19 protein-coding genes are annotated in these 16,510 nt (G+C 38.0%); 8 read left to right on the top strand and 11 right to left on the bottom strand.

Annotated elements, in window-relative coordinates; all coding sequences use genetic code 11:
- Window positions 1–71: 71 nt before the first annotated feature.
- Window positions 72–1,802, top strand: coding sequence for a phospho-sugar mutase (locus V7112_RS02930; protein WP_335415178.1), 1,731 nt, complete (start codon window positions 72–74; stop codon window positions 1,800–1,802).
- Between the two features lie 62 nt (window positions 1,803–1,864).
- Here V7112_RS02930 and V7112_RS02925 read toward each other — a convergent pair whose 3' ends face one another.
- Window positions 1,865–2,104, bottom strand: a complete 240-nt coding sequence (locus tag V7112_RS02925; RefSeq protein WP_099353313.1) for a YhdB family protein — start codon at window positions 2,102–2,104, stop codon at window positions 1,865–1,867.
- A gap of 197 nt (window positions 2,105–2,301) precedes the next feature.
- Between V7112_RS02925 and V7112_RS02920 the strand changes: the two genes are divergently transcribed.
- From V7112_RS02920 to V7112_RS02905, 4 genes are all read left to right on the top strand, one after another.
- A complete protein-coding gene (locus V7112_RS02920) occupies window positions 2,302–2,658 on the top strand; it encodes a DUF3889 domain-containing protein (RefSeq protein ID WP_335415175.1) in 357 nt (118 codons plus the stop codon).
- Between the two features lie 125 nt (window positions 2,659–2,783).
- A complete protein-coding gene (locus V7112_RS02915; RefSeq protein WP_335415172.1) occupies window positions 2,784–4,196 on the top strand; it encodes a SpoVR family protein in 1,413 nt (470 codons plus the stop codon).
- A 131-nt stretch (window positions 4,197–4,327) separates the two neighbouring features.
- Window positions 4,328–4,684, top strand: a complete 357-nt coding sequence (locus V7112_RS02910; protein WP_335415166.1) for a putative zinc-binding protein — start codon at window positions 4,328–4,330, stop codon at window positions 4,682–4,684.
- Window positions 4,685–5,123: 439 nt separating this feature from the next.
- Window positions 5,124–6,602 (top strand): SulP family inorganic anion transporter, encoded by a 1,479-nt coding sequence (locus tag V7112_RS02905; protein ID WP_335415164.1) that lies wholly within the window; start codon window positions 5,124–5,126, stop codon window positions 6,600–6,602.
- Between the two features lie 48 nt (window positions 6,603–6,650).
- Here V7112_RS02905 and V7112_RS02900 read toward each other — a convergent pair whose 3' ends face one another.
- The 3 genes from V7112_RS02900 to V7112_RS02890 form a co-directional block, all read right to left on the bottom strand.
- Entirely contained in the window at window positions 6,651–7,118 is a 468-nt protein-coding gene (locus tag V7112_RS02900; RefSeq protein ID WP_335415161.1) for a hypothetical protein, read from the bottom strand.
- Window positions 7,119–7,238: 120 nt separating this feature from the next.
- Window positions 7,239–7,856: a hypothetical protein gene (locus tag V7112_RS02895; RefSeq protein ID WP_335415159.1), complete on the bottom strand. Its 618-nt coding sequence runs from the start codon at window positions 7,854–7,856 to the stop codon at window positions 7,239–7,241.
- Between the two features lie 100 nt (window positions 7,857–7,956).
- Window positions 7,957–8,781 (bottom strand): EcsC family protein, encoded by an 825-nt coding sequence (locus tag V7112_RS02890; protein ID WP_335415156.1) that lies wholly within the window; start codon window positions 8,779–8,781, stop codon window positions 7,957–7,959.
- A gap of 126 nt (window positions 8,782–8,907) precedes the next feature.
- Here V7112_RS02890 and crcB (V7112_RS02885) point away from each other — a divergent pair, with 126 nt between their 5' ends.
- Both crcB (V7112_RS02885) and crcB (V7112_RS02880) read left to right on the top strand, forming a co-directional pair.
- Window positions 8,908–9,291 (top strand): fluoride efflux transporter CrcB, encoded by a 384-nt coding sequence (gene crcB / locus V7112_RS02885; RefSeq protein WP_335415153.1) that lies wholly within the window; start codon window positions 8,908–8,910, stop codon window positions 9,289–9,291.
- Window positions 9,291–9,647: a fluoride efflux transporter CrcB gene (gene crcB / locus V7112_RS02880; RefSeq protein WP_335415150.1), complete on the top strand. Its 357-nt coding sequence runs from the start codon at window positions 9,291–9,293 to the stop codon at window positions 9,645–9,647. The genes crcB (V7112_RS02885) and crcB (V7112_RS02880) overlap by 1 nt, the downstream gene beginning before the upstream one ends.
- 47 nt (window positions 9,648–9,694) lie before the next feature.
- Here the strand turns inward: crcB (V7112_RS02880) and V7112_RS02875 are convergent, their stop codons facing one another.
- The 3 genes from V7112_RS02875 to V7112_RS02865 all read right to left on the bottom strand — a co-directional run bounded on the left by V7112_RS02875 (window position 9,695) and on the right by V7112_RS02865 (window position 12,031).
- The gene (locus V7112_RS02875) at window positions 9,695–10,258 is read right to left on the bottom strand and encodes an FAD-dependent oxidoreductase (RefSeq protein WP_335415147.1); all 564 of its coding nucleotides are present in this window, start codon (window positions 10,256–10,258) and stop codon (window positions 9,695–9,697) included.
- Window positions 10,259–10,370: 112 nt separating this feature from the next.
- A complete protein-coding gene (locus tag V7112_RS02870) occupies window positions 10,371–11,594 on the bottom strand; it encodes an MFS transporter (protein WP_335415145.1) in 1,224 nt (407 codons plus the stop codon).
- Between the two features lie 17 nt (window positions 11,595–11,611).
- Window positions 11,612–12,031, bottom strand: a complete 420-nt coding sequence (locus V7112_RS02865; RefSeq protein ID WP_335415143.1) for a MarR family winged helix-turn-helix transcriptional regulator — start codon at window positions 12,029–12,031, stop codon at window positions 11,612–11,614.
- 167 nt (window positions 12,032–12,198) lie between these two features.
- Between V7112_RS02865 and V7112_RS02860 the strand changes: the two genes are divergently transcribed.
- The gene (locus tag V7112_RS02860; protein ID WP_335415140.1) at window positions 12,199–12,945 is read left to right on the top strand and encodes a GTP cyclohydrolase II; all 747 of its coding nucleotides are present in this window, start codon (window positions 12,199–12,201) and stop codon (window positions 12,943–12,945) included.
- A 263-nt stretch (window positions 12,946–13,208) separates the two neighbouring features.
- Here V7112_RS02860 and V7112_RS02855 read toward each other — a convergent pair whose 3' ends face one another.
- The 4 genes from V7112_RS02855 to V7112_RS02840 all read right to left on the bottom strand — a co-directional run bounded on the left by V7112_RS02855 (window position 13,209) and on the right by V7112_RS02840 (window position 16,495).
- Window positions 13,209–13,577 carry a potassium channel family protein gene (locus V7112_RS02855; RefSeq protein ID WP_335415137.1) on the bottom strand — a complete coding sequence of 123 codons (369 nt, stop codon included), beginning with the start codon at window positions 13,575–13,577 and terminating at the stop codon, window positions 13,209–13,211.
- Window positions 13,578–13,700: 123 nt separating this feature from the next.
- A complete protein-coding gene (locus V7112_RS02850; protein WP_335415134.1) occupies window positions 13,701–14,786 on the bottom strand; it encodes a hypothetical protein in 1,086 nt (361 codons plus the stop codon).
- A 72-nt stretch (window positions 14,787–14,858) separates the two neighbouring features.
- Window positions 14,859–15,857 carry an inorganic phosphate transporter gene (locus tag V7112_RS02845; RefSeq protein WP_335415132.1) on the bottom strand — a complete coding sequence of 333 codons (999 nt, stop codon included), beginning with the start codon at window positions 15,855–15,857 and terminating at the stop codon, window positions 14,859–14,861.
- A 17-nt stretch (window positions 15,858–15,874) separates the two neighbouring features.
- A complete protein-coding gene (locus V7112_RS02840) occupies window positions 15,875–16,495 on the bottom strand; it encodes a DUF47 domain-containing protein (protein ID WP_335415129.1) in 621 nt (206 codons plus the stop codon).
- Window positions 16,496–16,510: the final 15 nt, after the last annotated feature.

Genomic DNA, 16,510 nt, shown 5'->3' with positions numbered 1-16,510 from the left:
TAAAAAAATCGGGCGCAAATACGCCATGGCGCATTTGATTATTACAACTGAAAACAGGAGGTTCATTGAATATGAGCTGGATGGAAACGTATAACCAATGGCTTAATACGCCTGGGTTAGATCAAGAAATCAAAAATGCATTGCTTGAAAAGAAAGACAATCAAAAAGAACTTGAAGATTGCTTCTATAAAAATCTCGAGTTTGGAACTGGTGGAATGCGTGGGGAAATCGGACCAGGGACAAACCGGATGAATTTATATACAGTAAGAAAAGCATCTGCAGGGCTAGCTGCTTTCATCGAATCATTTGGAGAAGAAGCGAAACGTCGCGGCGTTGTCATTGCATTTGATTCCCGTCATAAATCACCTGAATTCGCAATGGATGCAGCAAAAACCCTTGCTACTCATGGAATTCAAACCTATGTTTTTGATGAACTTCGACCAACTCCTGAGCTTTCATATGCGGTTCGTCATTTAAATGCATTTTCAGGAATCGTCGTGACAGCGAGTCATAACCCACCAGAGTATAATGGCTATAAGGTCTACGGCTCTGATGGTGGACAGCTACCGCCAGAGGCTGCTGATACGGTAATTGAAAAAGTAAATGCAATTGAAAATGAGCTTGAGTTAAAAGTAGGCAGTGAGGAAGAATTAAAGGCTTCTGGACTCATTCAAATTATTGGTACAGAAATTGATAATGCATACACAGAGAAGTTAAAAACAATCTCGATTAATCCTGAGCTTTCACAGGTAGGCGTAAAAGTCGTGTTTACACCTCTTCATGGAACGGCAAACAAGCCAGTTCGTAACGGTTTAAAGGCATTTGGTTACGAGAACGTTTCGGTAGTTAAAGAACAAGAACTTCCGGATCCAAATTTTTCAACTGTTAAATCACCAAACCCTGAAGAGCATGCAGCTTTTGAACTTGCGATTAAAGAGGGGAAAAAGATTGATGCTGACATTCTAATCGGAACTGACCCAGATGCGGACCGTTTAGGGGTTGCTGTTAAAGATGACAAAGGTGAATATGTTGTATTAACAGGGAACCAAACAGGGGCTATTTTACTTCACTACATCTTATCTGAAAAGAAACAGCAAGGAATCCTTCCTACCAATGGAGTTGTTCTTAAGACCATTGTTACGTCTGAAATAGGACGAGAAATTGCCAAATCATTTGGTCTTGAAACAATTGATACACTTACAGGTTTTAAATTCATCGGTGAAAAAATTAAAGAATTTGAAAAGACTGGAGAGTATAAATTCCAATTCGGATATGAGGAAAGCTATGGCTATTTAATCGGGGACTTTGCTCGTGATAAGGATGCAGTCCAAGCTGCGCTATTAGCGGTTGAAGTCTGTGCTTATTATAAAAATAAAGGCATGACCATGTTTGAAGGCTTAGTAGAACTTTTTGAGAAATATGGTTATTATCGCGAAGGCCTAGAATCCTTAACGCTAAAAGGAAAAGAAGGTGCTGAGCAAATTAACAGTCTCCTTGCAAGCTTCCGTAGTCAGCCACCAACTGTTGTGGCTGGTCGTAAGGTAACTCTGATAGAGGACTATAAGGAAAGTGTTCGGACAAACGTTGAGGAAGATCAAAAGGAAGAAATTAAGCTTCCTAAATCAAATGTGTTAAAATACTTCCTTGAAGATGGCTCATGGTTCTGTTTACGTCCATCTGGAACTGAGCCAAAAGTGAAATTCTATTTTGGTGTTAAAGGAAATTCGCTTGAGGACAGCCAAAATGTTTTAACAAGCATTTCTTTAGATGTCATGGAACAAGTTCATAGTACTTTAAAATAAAAACAAGGCCCTCGGGTCTTGTTTTTTTATGTAAAAATAAGTGGGGAAATGATATTCCCCACTTACATATGAGCAGCTAATTCTTCCATGCTTTCTGTGGATGCATGGTCGATATACCGGAGTAGAGAATATAACTGTCGTTCAATCACAGAGTAGTCTTTTTCAAAATTATATGCATGTAAAAAGTGTTCGATTTTTTTTGAAAGGAAATCATCCTTTGTGCGAACCATTAAAATAAGTAGGTTATCCCACTGAGAACGATGTGTGTAGTAAAGTGCTTTGTCGTAGTCAACAGTATTCACTAATTTTCCCTCCTTCTAAGGAGTTGATTATAGTTTGTGAAGAAAACAATATTTTTCTCGGTGTAAATCTTGGACAAGAAACCAAAACAATTTAGATACATAAACGCAAGCCTTGGTTCTTTGGGAAAAATAAAATGACTAATTTCTCCTCAAATAGGGCAAAATACAAGTGATTTTTTACATAGGAGGTAGTGACATTGGCTAAAAAATTATTGATTCCAATTTTGTGTAGTATGTTTCTATTCGCAGGAGGTGGCATCGGGAGTGCACAACAAAAGCCGCCTCAAAAACCACCACAACAGGACCAACAACTTCCAACAGATTATGAAAAATGGGGTAAGATTGCAGTTGATATTGCGAAGTTGAATTACCCGGACAGTAAAATTAGTGATTATCAATATAAGGGGCGAGAGGAAATCACTGATAAGCAATCGAAGGATACGTTTGAATTAACAGTTCAAACAAAGGGTCGTACGCTTAAAGCTAGGGTGATGATCCTGTTTAATCCGCAAACAGAGTCCCTTTTATCGTTAAGTATTGAAGAAGTAAAATAAGACATGAAAATGGCCACAATTCGTGGCTATTTTTGGTTAAAAAAGTGTAACATTGAAATCCCCCATTCATCATTTTGATCAATTCCTCATAAATTGTGATAAGGACGAAAAGGGGGAGATCAACTGTGAGAGATTCTGATCGTCAGGCACTCCAGTATGCAATTGATGAAATTACAGAAATTGCAGAAGGGTTTGGGCTTGATTTTTATCCAATGAGATACGAAATATGTCCTGCAGATATCATTTATACATTTGGTGCATATGGCATGCCAACACGTTTTTCTCATTGGAGTTTTGGAAAGCAATTTTACCGAATGAAGCTGCAGTATGATTTGGGATTAAGTAAGATTTATGAACTCGTCATCAATTCTGACCCTTGTTATGCATTTTTACTTGATTCTAATTCCCTCATTCAAAACAAATTAATCGTCGCCCACGTACTTGCTCACTGTGATTTTTTCAAGAATAATTTTCGTTTTAGCAATACAAAACGAGATATGGTCGAAAGCATGGCTGCAACAGCTGACCGGGTTAAACATTATGAACATTTGTACGGAAAACTTGAGGTGGAGACATTTTTAGATGCTGTATTGGCAATCCAAGAGCATATTGATCCTTCACTTATGCGGCCAAAGCTTGCATGGAGTCTTGAGGATGAGGAAGAGGAAGAAGTAAAACGAAAGCCGTCACCTTATGATGATTTATGGAATTTAGATAAAAAGGCAATAAATTCAACACCGACTAACCGTAAGAAAAAGAAATTCCCTCCTCAGCCTGAAAAAGATATTTTATTGTTTATAGAACAATATAGTCGAGAGCTTGAGGATTGGCAACGCGATATATTAACGATGATGCGCGAGGAAATGCTTTATTTTTGGCCACAGCTTGAAACGAAAATTATGAACGAAGGCTGGGCTTCGTATTGGCACCAGCGTATTATTCGAGAAATGGATTTGACGTCTGATGAAGCGATTGAGTTTGCAAAGCTTAACGCAGGTGTTGTTCAGCCATCAAAAACAAGTATTAATCCCTATTATTTAGGATTAAAAATCATTGAAGACATTGAAGAACGCTATGATCATCCATCAAAAGAAATGCTAGAGAGAGGCGTAAAGCCTGGTTCTGGTCGGGAAAAAATCTTTGAGGTCCGTGAAGTGGAATCCGATATTTCATTCATTCGAAATTATTTAACGAAGGATTTAGTTTTACGAGAGGATATGTATTTGTTCCAAAAGCAAGGTCGTGATTATAAAATCATTGATAAGCAGTGGGAGCAGGTACGCGACCAGCTCGTAAACATGCGAGTTAATGGAGGCTTCCCATATATCACGGTCAATGATGGTGATTATCTAAAAAGTGGAGAGCTCTACCTAAAGCACTGGTACGAAGACATAGAGCTAGACTTAAAATACCTTGAAAAAGTACTGCCTTATATCTATCAACTATGGGGCAGACCTGTCCACATGGAAACTGTACTGGAGAATAAAATGGTTGTGTTTACGTTTGATGGGAAGACGGTGCATAGGAAGTATATCTAATAATGATGAAGCTGCCTTAGGGTGGCTTTTTTACTTTTTAAAACAATTCTGAAAAGGGTGAGGTTTCTCACAGAATTAAAATAGAAAATAGACTAAAATAGATTTCAATGAAAATCGGGAGGGAAATGAAAGTGGATAGAAAAAGTTTACCTTTAGTGTACTCGTGCTCAGGATGTTCATCTGCTGCGCAAACTGCCAATGCGATTGCGATTAAAATGGATAGAGAAGATGTAGCTGAAATGTCCTGTATTGCTGGTGTCGGGGGGGATGTCAAACCACTTGTTAAAACAGCAAAATCAGGAAGGGATATTATTGCGATTGATGGTTGTCCATTAGCATGCAGTAAGCATATTTTAGCAAGACATAATCTTGAACCAAAGCATCACTTTGTTCTAAGCAATTTTGATGTTCCAAAAAAGCAACGTGAAGATCCAGACCCTCAACTAACGGAAAAAGCTTACAACCAGATTTTGGAGCTTGCAAAATAATGGTAGAATAAAAAAAGAGTAAGGCAGTTAGGCTTTTCAATGGAAAAGTTCTAATTGCCTTTTATTTTGGAATACTGCATCTAAAAACTACCATGAAAGATTTAAGTTTCTTATAGTGTCATGGTGAAAATAAGAGAAAGATGAAGGATAAAGAAGATAATATGACCTGTGCGCGTTTACATCATGATTTCACAGAACAGCAACAATCCTATATACTTTGATATGTTCACAACGGACCCGACTTTCATGAGAGTTGAAAGTCATTAGAAAAGTGGAGACGAGCGTATAGCGACGTACGGACTGGACTGAACCCGCAGGAGATAAAGGAAACACGGAGAGTAATCGAGCCGATGTTATCGTACGGAGGGTGAGGGAAGTCTCGCTAGTCGCTGCGAGCCGGAGCTAGATAAAAAAGTTATAAACAGAAAGAGGTGCTGATTTGAATTTATCAACATATAAAAATGAATGGTTTGGCAATGTCCGAGGAGATATCCTGGCAGGGATTGTTGTTGCACTCGCACTAATACCAGAGGCGATTGCTTTTTCACTTATTGCAGGGGTTGATCCGAAGATTGGATTATACGCTTCATTCTGTATAGCGGTAACAATCGCATTTGTCGGGGGAAGACCGGGCATGATTTCTGCAGCAACAGGTGCGACTGCACTTTTAATGGTGACATTGGTTGCTGATCACGGTCTCCAATATTTACTTGCCGCAACGATTTTAACAGGGATTATCCAAATTATCATGGGTGTTTTAAAGCTAGGGAGACTCATGAAATTTGTTCCACGTTCGGTCATGACTGGCTTCGTGAATTCACTTGCGATCCTAATTTTCGCAGCACAGTTGCCACATTTTGCCGGTGAATCATGGCAAATGTACGCAATGGTAGCAGGAGCTTTAGCGATTATTTATATCTTCCCACGTTTTACAAAAGCTGTACCATCACCATTAGTTGCGATTGTAGCCATGACGATTGTTGCAGTCATGACAAATAGCGGAGTACGTACGATTGGGGATATGGGTGAACTCCCATCAACATTACCAATCTTTTTATTACCTGATATTCCGTTAAATTTTGAAACACTAAAAATTATTTTTCCTTATTCTTTATCTATCGCTATTGTTGGATTAGTTGAATCTTTATTAACGGCTTCGATTGTCGACGATATGACAGATACGGAAAGTGATAAAAATAAAGAAGCACGTGGGCAAGGTATTGCGAATATTGTCTCTGGTTTCTTTGGAGCTATGGCCGGTTGTGCAATGATTGGACAATCTGTAATCAACGTAAAATCAGGTGGCCGTAAAAGGCTCTCTACATTAGTTGCCGGTGTCTTTTTAATGGTGTTAATTCTTTTATTACAGGATTTCTTGGTTATGATTCCAATGGCAGCCCTTGTTGGGGTTATGATAATGGTTTGTATCGGAACATTTGACTGGTCTTCATTACGTACACTTCATAAAGTTCCAATCACGGATACAATTGTTATGATCGTTACAGTCATTACAGTTATACAAACCAATGACCTTTCAAAAGGTGTTTTAGCCGGAGTCATTTTAAGTGCTATTTTCTTTGCATCTAAGATTTCAAAAGTGAAAGTCACAAGTCTTTCAGCAAAGGATTCCCATAAAAAGGTGTACCATGTTTCAGGACAGCTGTTCTTTGCATCTGTCACTGATTTTGTAAATAGCTTTGATTTCAAAGAAGATGTGAAAGAAATTGATTTAGATCTGTCAAATGCCCATCTTTGGGATGATTCAGCAGTGGGTGCGATTGATAAGGTCGTTATTAAATACAATCAAAATGGAGTAAGAGTAAACATTAAGGGCTTAAATACTGAAAGTAATAAATTAATTGAGAAACTAGCGGTTTACACGAAGCAAAAGGCTCTTGATAAGGTAGTGAATCAATAAGATTGGAAAACACGCTGTACATACGCAGCGTGTTTTTGTTTATGTATTTTACGCTATAGCGTCTTCCTTACCAAAGGTTAGGATAATCTTTCTTATGAGTAGTCCAAGTACAATCCCTGGAATAACACAAATCATTGGGAAAAAGACTGGTCCAAATGTGATTCCAAAAAAAATAGCTTTCGGTGCAACCATTAAGCCGACCGTCACACAATAAGCACAGAAGGCAAATGGTAAAAAGGAATAGGGTGATTTTCCACCTCCAGCTTCTTTAAACGCATCCCACATGGCGAAAAAGTAAAGACATGGGTAAAACATGAGCCATCCATAATCAATAGATGAGAGTGCTTGCTCTGTTTCACCTAGGAAGCTAAGCATGATCGCCTCATTAAAATTTGCATAGGTATTGACCAAGAACTCTAAGAAAATAAAGGTAAGACCTTTCACATATTGTTTATTTAATAATTGTCCGAACCCCGGTAATGCAATACTCCAAAAAATACGTTCAACGGCCTTCACATTCGTTTAATCCACCACACTTGTCGTTTCTATATATATATTTTCTTATATTTGCCAGTTAATTATTCATCAAATGATTGAAAAAGCACCTAAAGATGAAGGTGCTTTCTTTTTAGCCCGTTACATATGCTCATTTGGCGGTGCTGGCATCCCATGAATTTTTGTTCTGTCAAAGGATGTGTTGTCTGGTGTTTGCTCTTGAAATGAAGGTTCTGCATATTGATCGGTATGTGTATTCACTTCTGGCTGAACCTGTGTTTGTTCGACATCATTTGAATGAGTGGCTCCGTTTGGATTAGCATCGGTTTGCTGAACCTCATTAGGTCGAGTTGGGTAGCCTTGATATTCATTTTGTTGAAAGTTTGATGGGTTCGAGGAGTTTTGTATTGCATTTTGATGTTGTTGATTGACATTCGTTTGTTGTGGTTGCGGATATCCTTGTGATTGTTGATTATTACCTGGGTTTAGATTATGTGGTGACAAACCACTAGTGGGTGGCTGATTTTGTAGTTGCTCAGTAAGTTGTGAAATAGCTTCAGCTGGTGTATCAGGAATCTTATCGAAAAATCCTTTTCCTTTTTCAGGGTTAGAAATAATCCCTAGTGCGGCAAGAAAACCGATGATAGCCGTCACATATGTTTCCCATGTCGTTAAATCGATTTGCATGCCTAAGTCTTTAAACACCATATATAGAATAGATGCAAGAGAGACCCATAATCCGTAATTTTTCCATTTCATAAGTTAATAGCTCCTTTTGGTAGTCTCTTTTTATCCTATTCAGTTTATGAAAAAAAGTGAAAAACAGGGTTAGCTTGTATTTTTAATTTTAAAAAAGCCCCTACGAGTGAGGCGACAAGGAGGCTGTAGATTCATCCTGCAGTCTTTCTAAAATTCTTCTTTTGCGGTATAGCATATTTCCAGCTTCGGTAAGATCCTGAATCATGGAGCGGTTTGAGATGGCTCCAAAAATAATACCTGCGATTGGAATCATTTGAAGAAGCTTCTTCCAACCAAATTGATCACGATATGTATACACAACCTCACGCCATCCTTGAAGTTGCGACATCATTTCGTTAGAAGAATTTCTGCCGTGATAAAAGGCTGAAAGTTCCTTTAGAATCGCTTGCTTTCCAACGACATCTGCAGATGAAAACTGTAAGCATTTAATGATAAAGATTCGTTCATTTTTTTCTTTAGGGTCAAATCCATGAATAATGGCTATTTCTTGTAGAGTTTTTAATGACATTCCCAGTAATGCAGGAATATCGACTGCAAGTGTAAAAATTCCACCGATTCCTGTTGTTGCTCCTTGAAGTGTAGCCACTTTTGTCCATTTTTCAGCATGATCATGACTGGCTTCAATCATAGCTTGAAGTGGAATTTGCCCAATATCTGAGATGCTTTCGATTGAAGTATTGGATTTGCTTTCGACAAGATTTAAAATCGATTTTTCCTGAATCAGATATTTCCCACCGGTTTGTATATAGCTGCCAATTTCATCGAGGAGTAGACCAATTTTTTCATGGATAAACTTTGGTGTCAGTTTATCAAGAATTTTAAATGGGATACGCCCAATCCGTTCCCAAAACCATAATCCACTTTGGCCTTTTTCCCAGGCTTCTATTTTTGCTAATTCAGTTTCAAGTACTTGTTTGGATTCCATTTGCATACCTCTTTCTTTATTATCCATATGTGTATTACGTATGTAGGAAAAAAATAGTTTCAAAAATTTCAGGACCCACATTGAAAAATGGTATAATATTCTAACCATAATAAGGGCAGTGATTAGATGAATGTATTTTTTGTGATGATCGGTGGATTTCTTGGGGCTATTAGCCGTTATTTACTTGGCGAGTGGGTACCTGCCCCCAATGGTTTTCCGATTGGAACTTTAACTGTGAATTTAATTGGTTGTTTATGTTTAGGATGGTTATTAACCTTTCTGGCTAATCAAAAAAATGTAAATCCGAAAATATCCTTGATGTTTGGTACAGGTTTTATTGGATCGTTCACGACATTTTCTACTTTCTCAGTTGAAGTGGTTCATTTATTAGAAGATGGAAATGTCAGACATGCCTTATTATATGTCGTTATTAGTCTCTTTGCGGGAGTCATGCTTTCTTTTATTGGCTATCGATTGGCTATTTTGCGAAAAGCAGGTGAGGAGTCTTGATGATATTAGTTGGAATCGGAGGGGCAGTCGGAGCCGCATGCAGATATCTTGCGGGAATATGGATTGGTAAGATAACCGGAACAAAATTCCCATATCCAACCTTATTCATCAACATTGCAGGATCCTTTTTATTAGGAATCTTAACAGGGATGAAGCTAATTCAAATCCTTCCTGAATGGTGTTGGTTACTACTAGGAATAGGCTTTTGTGGAGCATTCACGACTTTTTCAACTTTTGGTTATGAAGCCATTCAATTATTTCTTTCTAATCAATCAAAGAAAGCTTTTCTATACATTGCCTCATCGACGGTTATATGTACCATTTCTGCCTTTATAGGTATCCTTATAATAACGTAAAAAATCCAGGTGTACATTAAAGTCACCTGGATTTCATATGCAAATTATTATTTTTTCAATACGTCATGGTCAACATAACGTTCGCCATTTATTTCACTGATTACATTAATTGCGACCTTAGCACCGTCACCAGCTGTAATAATTGTGTGAACACTTACACCTGCACATGTACCTGCAGCCCAAATGCCATCTACATTTGTTTTACCAGCTGCATCAACATCAAGAACTGTTTTAATACGTGGCTCCGTGCCTTCTTTAGTTGCAACACCTGCTGCTGCAGCGACATCCGTTAAAGCACCTGTTGCAAAAATGACGTATTTCCCTTCGTGTTCACCATTTTCAGTTACTACCTTAAAACCATTTTCAGTTTTTTCAACAGAAGTAACCGCTTGTTGGACAACTTCAGCACCGAATTTTGCAGCTTGTTTTTGCCCAGTTTCCACTAACGCTGGACCTTCAACTTCCATAACGCCATAATGGTTTTCAACCCATGCGCGTTTAGTCATCCCTTTATCACTATCTAAAAGTAATGTTTTCTTTCCAGCTTTTGCAGTAAATAATGCTGCACTTGCACCAGCAGGTCCAGCACCCACAATAATAATATCGAACATTGCCCAATCACTCCCTATGTAAAATAGTATTCAATGATAATTATACCCATTTATACCATGCCAATCTAATTTTTTGCTTAAAAAAAGGTATAAAAAGGAACTCCTTTTTATCCTACATTGTCTCTGATGTCTGGTTATAGGTTTGTTTTGTTTGAACAGCTGGCTTTGTGTTACGGTCATGAAGAAAATAATAAAGCACAATACCGAGAAGCACATAAAAGCCACTAAAGAAATAAAACGTACCAAGCCCGATTTTTGCGCTAAGAAGTCCGACAATAGAGGATCCTAAACCAATTCCGGTGTCATAGATTGATAAGAACGTAGCTGTTGCTGTACCTCTGCGTCTTGGCGCCGCAGCTTGAACAGCAATTGTTTGGAAGCTTGGAAATAAAGTTCCCCAGCCTAAACCGATTAAAGCCGCAGCAATTAAAAACATAAAGGATGTTGATGAAGTACCTAGGAACAGCATTCCAATCGCAAACACTACTATTGATGGATAAACAATTTTATTTGCTCCATATTGGTCAAACCATCTTCCTGTGAACGGTCTTGATATCAGAAGTACAACTGCATATACCATGAAAAAGAAGCTTGAAACCTCTAATAATCCAATTTCCTGAGCGTATACGGAAACGAAGGATAGGAGGGATGAGTAGACAATCCCTAATAAACCACCGACAATTGAGATTTTAATCGCTGGAACTTCAAACAGATCCGAAAACGATAATTTTGTTTTCGCTGCTACTTGATGTGTTGGTTTTTCTTTTCCTCTTGCAGGTACTTTTACAAAATAGCCTGTTAGTAATGCAAGAATGGCACAAATTGCACCCACGATAAACACGCTATTCATTCCAGATTGATTCATTAGTGTTAAACCTAAAAATGGGCCAATTACCATAGCTAGGTTGTTTGACATTATAAAGTATCCCATTCCTTCACCTTTGCGAGAATCTGGGATAATGTCTGCCACGATTCCTCCAGCTGCTGTTGTTGCCATACCAAATCCGATTCCATGAAACAAACGTAAAAGTAAAACGGAATAAATGGAAGGAGTGAAAAAATAAAAAAGCGAGGAGATCATGAAAATAAGTAAGGAAAGAGAAAGGACTTTCTTTCTTCCAATCGTATTTAACCATTGTCCCGCAAATGGACGGATGATAATTGCAGAAAATAAAAATACAGTAATCATGAGTCCTGCTTCTAATTCATTTCCACCTAAATCATTTAATGTATAAACCGGTAATGTAACCAATAAATAATAAAACGTTAAAAAAACAAAGAAGTTACTTAAAGAAAGGTTGAGAAAATCTTTCGTCCAAAGCTTTTGTTTCCCCATAATGACTCCTCCTGTTGTTATTTGGTAATTTGATGGAACCAATGGTTTAAAAGCCCATTGAGCTGGTCCTGCATTTCTTTTGGGAAATTCTCTACTAGCCTTTGATTCATTTCAACCATGGCTAGCTCCCAATCTGGGTACTCAGCTAAAGCCTTTTCGGTCAATTCAATATGTTTCGTCCGCTTGTCCGTTCCTTGAACTTGTCTTACATATCCAAGCTTAACAAGCTTTTGAATATTTCTTGTCATAGGCGGCGCTTCAACCGTTAAATAGTCACATAGCTCAGTTTGTGTTAAGGTTCCTTTTGTTTTTAAAACAAATAAAACGGACCATTGTGCGCTAAATAGTCCGAAGGGTTCCAAAGTTTCATTCACATGTTTCGTAAGCTGACGTGACAATTGATGCACTGCGTGAAACAGGGTGTGACCTATTTGCATAAAATCACCTCAATGCATATTTCTTCGCAAATTAGTTACCTAGGTAACTATATCCCTTTTTCGATTAAAAAGCAAGTGGAATGATGTAAACAATTTAGCGCCAATGGGATAATTCATATACATAAATCAAAAACTAGCCATAACGAATTCATTAGGGGGACTTTTAAGTGATATCTAAAGAAATTATTTCAATTCTACAAGAAAAAATTCAGCTAATTGAAAGAGGAGATAAAGCCATTTATTTAGTTGGACCAATCAAGCTTCCTGTTAATTTAGATGGGGAGACTGTCCTCTTCAATTGGTATTGTTGGCTTCTTTGTGATGAAGTGACACTTGATGCAAATCGAATCATTGAAAAGCTTTCATCTACAAACCTAGCTGAAAGGCAGCAATCGAGTGTTTTAGTATATGGGGATTTTGAAAATGCGGATGAGGCTCTAATTCGGATGCACAGCATATGTCACACAGGTGATATTTTTGGAAGTAAACGGTGTGATTGTGGATATCAATTAAAACAATCGATGCGAATCATTGTAGACCATGGGGTAGGGGCATTGTTTTACCTAGCTAATCATGAGGGGCGTGGGATTGGATTATTCAGTAAAGCGATGGCCTATATTCTTCAGGAAAATGGCTTAGATACAGTTGAAGCGAATATCCAACTAGGGTTTAAGGATGATGCCAGAAATTATGATGATGCGATTCGCGTATTAAAAACATTACGCACGAAACCTGTTTCGCTAATAACGAATAATCCGAGAAAAATGAACGCCCTAAAGGATGCCGGAATGAATGTTTCTGAACGGATGCCAATCTGGGGAGATGTATCTGATTATAATCGAAAATATTTGAGGACAAAAGTAGAGAAAGCTGGTCACCTAATCGAAATGGCACAAGATGAACAACCATTCTAAAGTCAAATGAGCTAACCTAAATTAGGGTAGCTCATTTTAATGTCTAGCTTCAGGTGCCATCGGCTCTCTGGTCTAGCCAATCGCTTCGGAAGGTTGGGGTCGTCTATGCTTGACTTGCGCAGGACAAGGAAAGCTTCGACAGCATGATCCTCGCACGAAGAAAATGCATAGCATTTTCGAGGAAGTGCTGACATCGACGTTCGCCACAGGACGTGGCGGTAGTTAGTCGATGTTCCTCAATCCGGGCGCCTTACGCTTTTCTATTAATCATATGGAAAGTTTTCCCCTTCCGTATTTCGGAATGGAGGAAGAAATTGAATCACGATCACAACAGGTAACAAATAGCCGATCAATGCCTCAGCAATTGCCACAGCCCTTGAAATCCCAAATGGAGTCACGTCCCCGTATCCAACCGATAAAAGGGTAATGGCACTAAAATATAAAGAGCGTGTCACGATATCAAGTGGCTGCTCCTGATGGGAATCAGAGGCATAATGGTCATGCACCGAACCAAGATCAAGTAAATCTAACAAAATATATAAAATGGCAAATGTTAATAATGTATTAAGATACACAACAATAAAGATCAACGCTCGATAAAGAGTCTTCCGTCGATGAATGAACGACTTCATCATACTCACATCCTTAAAGCCAGCCTTTCTATATGTATATTAAGAAATCAGTAGAATAGACTAGCCCCTCGTAAGGCCATTTCTCAAAAATAAAACCCGGCAAAATTAAGCCGGGTAAGGTGGTTAGTATTCACGGATAGTGTTTTTCTCTTCAAGCAAGTTACTCATTTCATGTAAAAAAGCCTCTTTGTCATCAACTGTTACGTAAAGTTTCGTCATTTCTTTTTTCATTCCAAATGGGAGGGAGGCTAAAACTGGTTCCGTTAATTCAATCTCGAATTGTGGGTCCTCCTCAAATAAATTTGGTAACGTGATAGCAAAGCTATGATTTTCTCGCGCTCTTTCCTTTTTGCCGGTGATGGTTGGTTGAATAGATTTAATGGTTTTTAAATCAACTTCAATTTCACGTCTGATTCCAACCTGGGCAAAAAGTTTATCATCTTTAATTACAATGGGTGAAAGTCGTACAGCATGGTAGTCAGCGATAATCCAAAGCAACGCATACAAATCTAATGCCGTAAAAATCCACGCAGCAGTTGGACTCCAAAAATGGGCGATTAAAAAGTGGACGCCAATCACCTCAATCACCATTGCATGGACAAGCATGATAAAAAGACCAAAATATCCTGAATTTATGTGTATTGTAAATGAACGGGTATGGGTTCTGTCCACCCATTTTTTCTTCCAAGCAAAGAATCCATAATAGAAGATTGAAAAATCATAGACGAGAATATCGATTAGTTTTTTCTGTCCAAACGTAGTTTTTAGTGCCCTCCGCATTGCGGTAGGGTAGTAATAATCGATTTCTGTCTGCTTTTTATAATTTTGATAGAGTGTAGGAATTTTGCGTAATAACATTGCTGCTAATAACAGCTCAATAACAATAAATAGACCCTCAAGTCCATATATCCCGTATTTTACATAATCAAATATGGCTAATTCACGGTTTGGAACAATGAAATAAGCAAACCAAAATCCGCCAATTATGACTGGGAGTAAAGTGACTAAAGAAAGTCTGTTACGTACTACAAATAGATAGAAAAAAAGGGGTAACACAATTGTTAAATCGAATAAGGATGCCAATATGAGTGGTTCTGTAATAGGTCCTAATGGCTGAAGAATCATCAAGGTGTAGTTTGAACTAAGAATAAGTAGTGCAAGGAACACAAAAAGATAAATCGACCTGTTCTTTTTAAAAGATTGCACCATAGGATTGCCTCCCTCTCGGCTTTGCTTACAAATTCATTATACCAAATACAAAAAGGTGGCAAAAGCCACCTTTTAGAAAAATATGTTAAGAATTTGGTAAATGATTCCTGCCAAAGCTGCCGAAATTGGCAAGGTAATAATCCAAGTAAGGACGATTTTTCGAGCAACGCCCCATTTAACTCCTTTTACACGTTGGGCTGAACCAACACCCATAATCGCTGAAGAAATAACATGGGTTGTACTTACTGGTAAATGAATATAAGTGGCGCCAAAAATAATTAAAGCAGAAGATAGGTCTGCTGCAGCACCATTGATTGGCCGGATTTTCATAATTTTCCCACCGACGGTTTTAATGATTTTCCAACCACCAACAGATGTACCGAGCCCCATTGCCGTTGCCGCAGCAATTCTTACCCATAGTGGAATATCTGTCGAGGTTGTAAAACCTCCGGCAATCAAAGCCATTGTGATAATTCCCATCGCTTTTTGAGCATCATTTGTACCATGAGTAAATGATTGAAGGGCTGCTGTGAAAATTTGAAAGGTTCGAAACCCCCTATTCGTTTTATAAAGATTAGAATTTCGAAAAAGAACTTTAAAAAGGCTCATCATAAGAAAACCAACTGCTAAGGCAATAAAGGGTGAAAGAATAAGTGCTTGTAATATCTTTAAGAAACCGGTGTAATTTAAGATTCCAAATCCTGCTGCTGAAAGAGCTGCACCAGCAATCGAACCAATTAGGGCATGGGAAGAACTACTTGGAATCCCGTAGTACCAAGTAATTAAATTCCATGCAATGGCCGAGAGTAATGCTGCAAGGATAACGACTGTTCCGTTTTCTATGGCAAACGGGTCTACAATATCCTTCGTAATCGTTTTAGCCACACCTGTAAAGGTTATGGCACCGATGAAGTTCATTGTCGCTGCAAGGACAATCGCCACTCTTGGCTTTAGTGCCTTCGTTGAAACACTAGTCGCAATCGCATTAGCCGTATCATGAAAGCCGTTAATGAAGTCAAATGCTAATGCAAAAATAACAATTAAAATCGTTAATAATAGTAAAGTATCCATGTTGATAAGATTCTCCCTTATGCATTTCTCATAATAATGGTTTCGAGTGTATCAGCAACATCCTCACAGTAATCCGAAATGCCTTCAAGAATCTCATAAATTTCTTTCACCTGGATAATTTTTATTGGGTCTTTTTCAGTATGAAAAAGCTGTTTGATTGATATCCGTAAAATTTCATCACATTGGGATTCATAGTCATTAATTTTAATAGCATGTTTACGCATGTCTAATAATTTCTTGTTTGTAAGTAGTTGAATGGCAGAGAAAATTTCAATCGTGCTTTTGTGAATTAAATCAGCGTATGTAGTCATATATTCGTCAGTATCAGTTAAGGAATACATCTCAAACCGTGCCGCACATTGCTCCATTCCATCTAATACATCATCCATCTTCATAGCCAATTGTAGAATATCCTCACGCTCAATCGGAGTGATGAAAGATTTATTAAGTTCAGTAATTAAGCCATGAATGATATCGTCGCCTTTTTTCTCGAAGATTTTCATTTCACTTGAAAATTCTTTCAGGTCGCTTACATTTTTTATTTTAAATTGTACAAAATAGTCTGCGGCTTCCTTTACATTTGTAGAGATTGACGTAAGTGCATCAAAAAATACATCTTTTTTCTTTTTAGCGAACATATGATTGTTCCTCCA

Source organism: Bacillus sp. JJ1566 (assembly GCF_036962685.1).
GTDB lineage: Bacteria > Bacillota > Bacilli > Bacillales > Bacillaceae_L > Ferdinandcohnia.
Note: the sequence above shows the minus strand (reverse complement) of the source record. Positions and strands in the feature narration are given on the sequence as shown.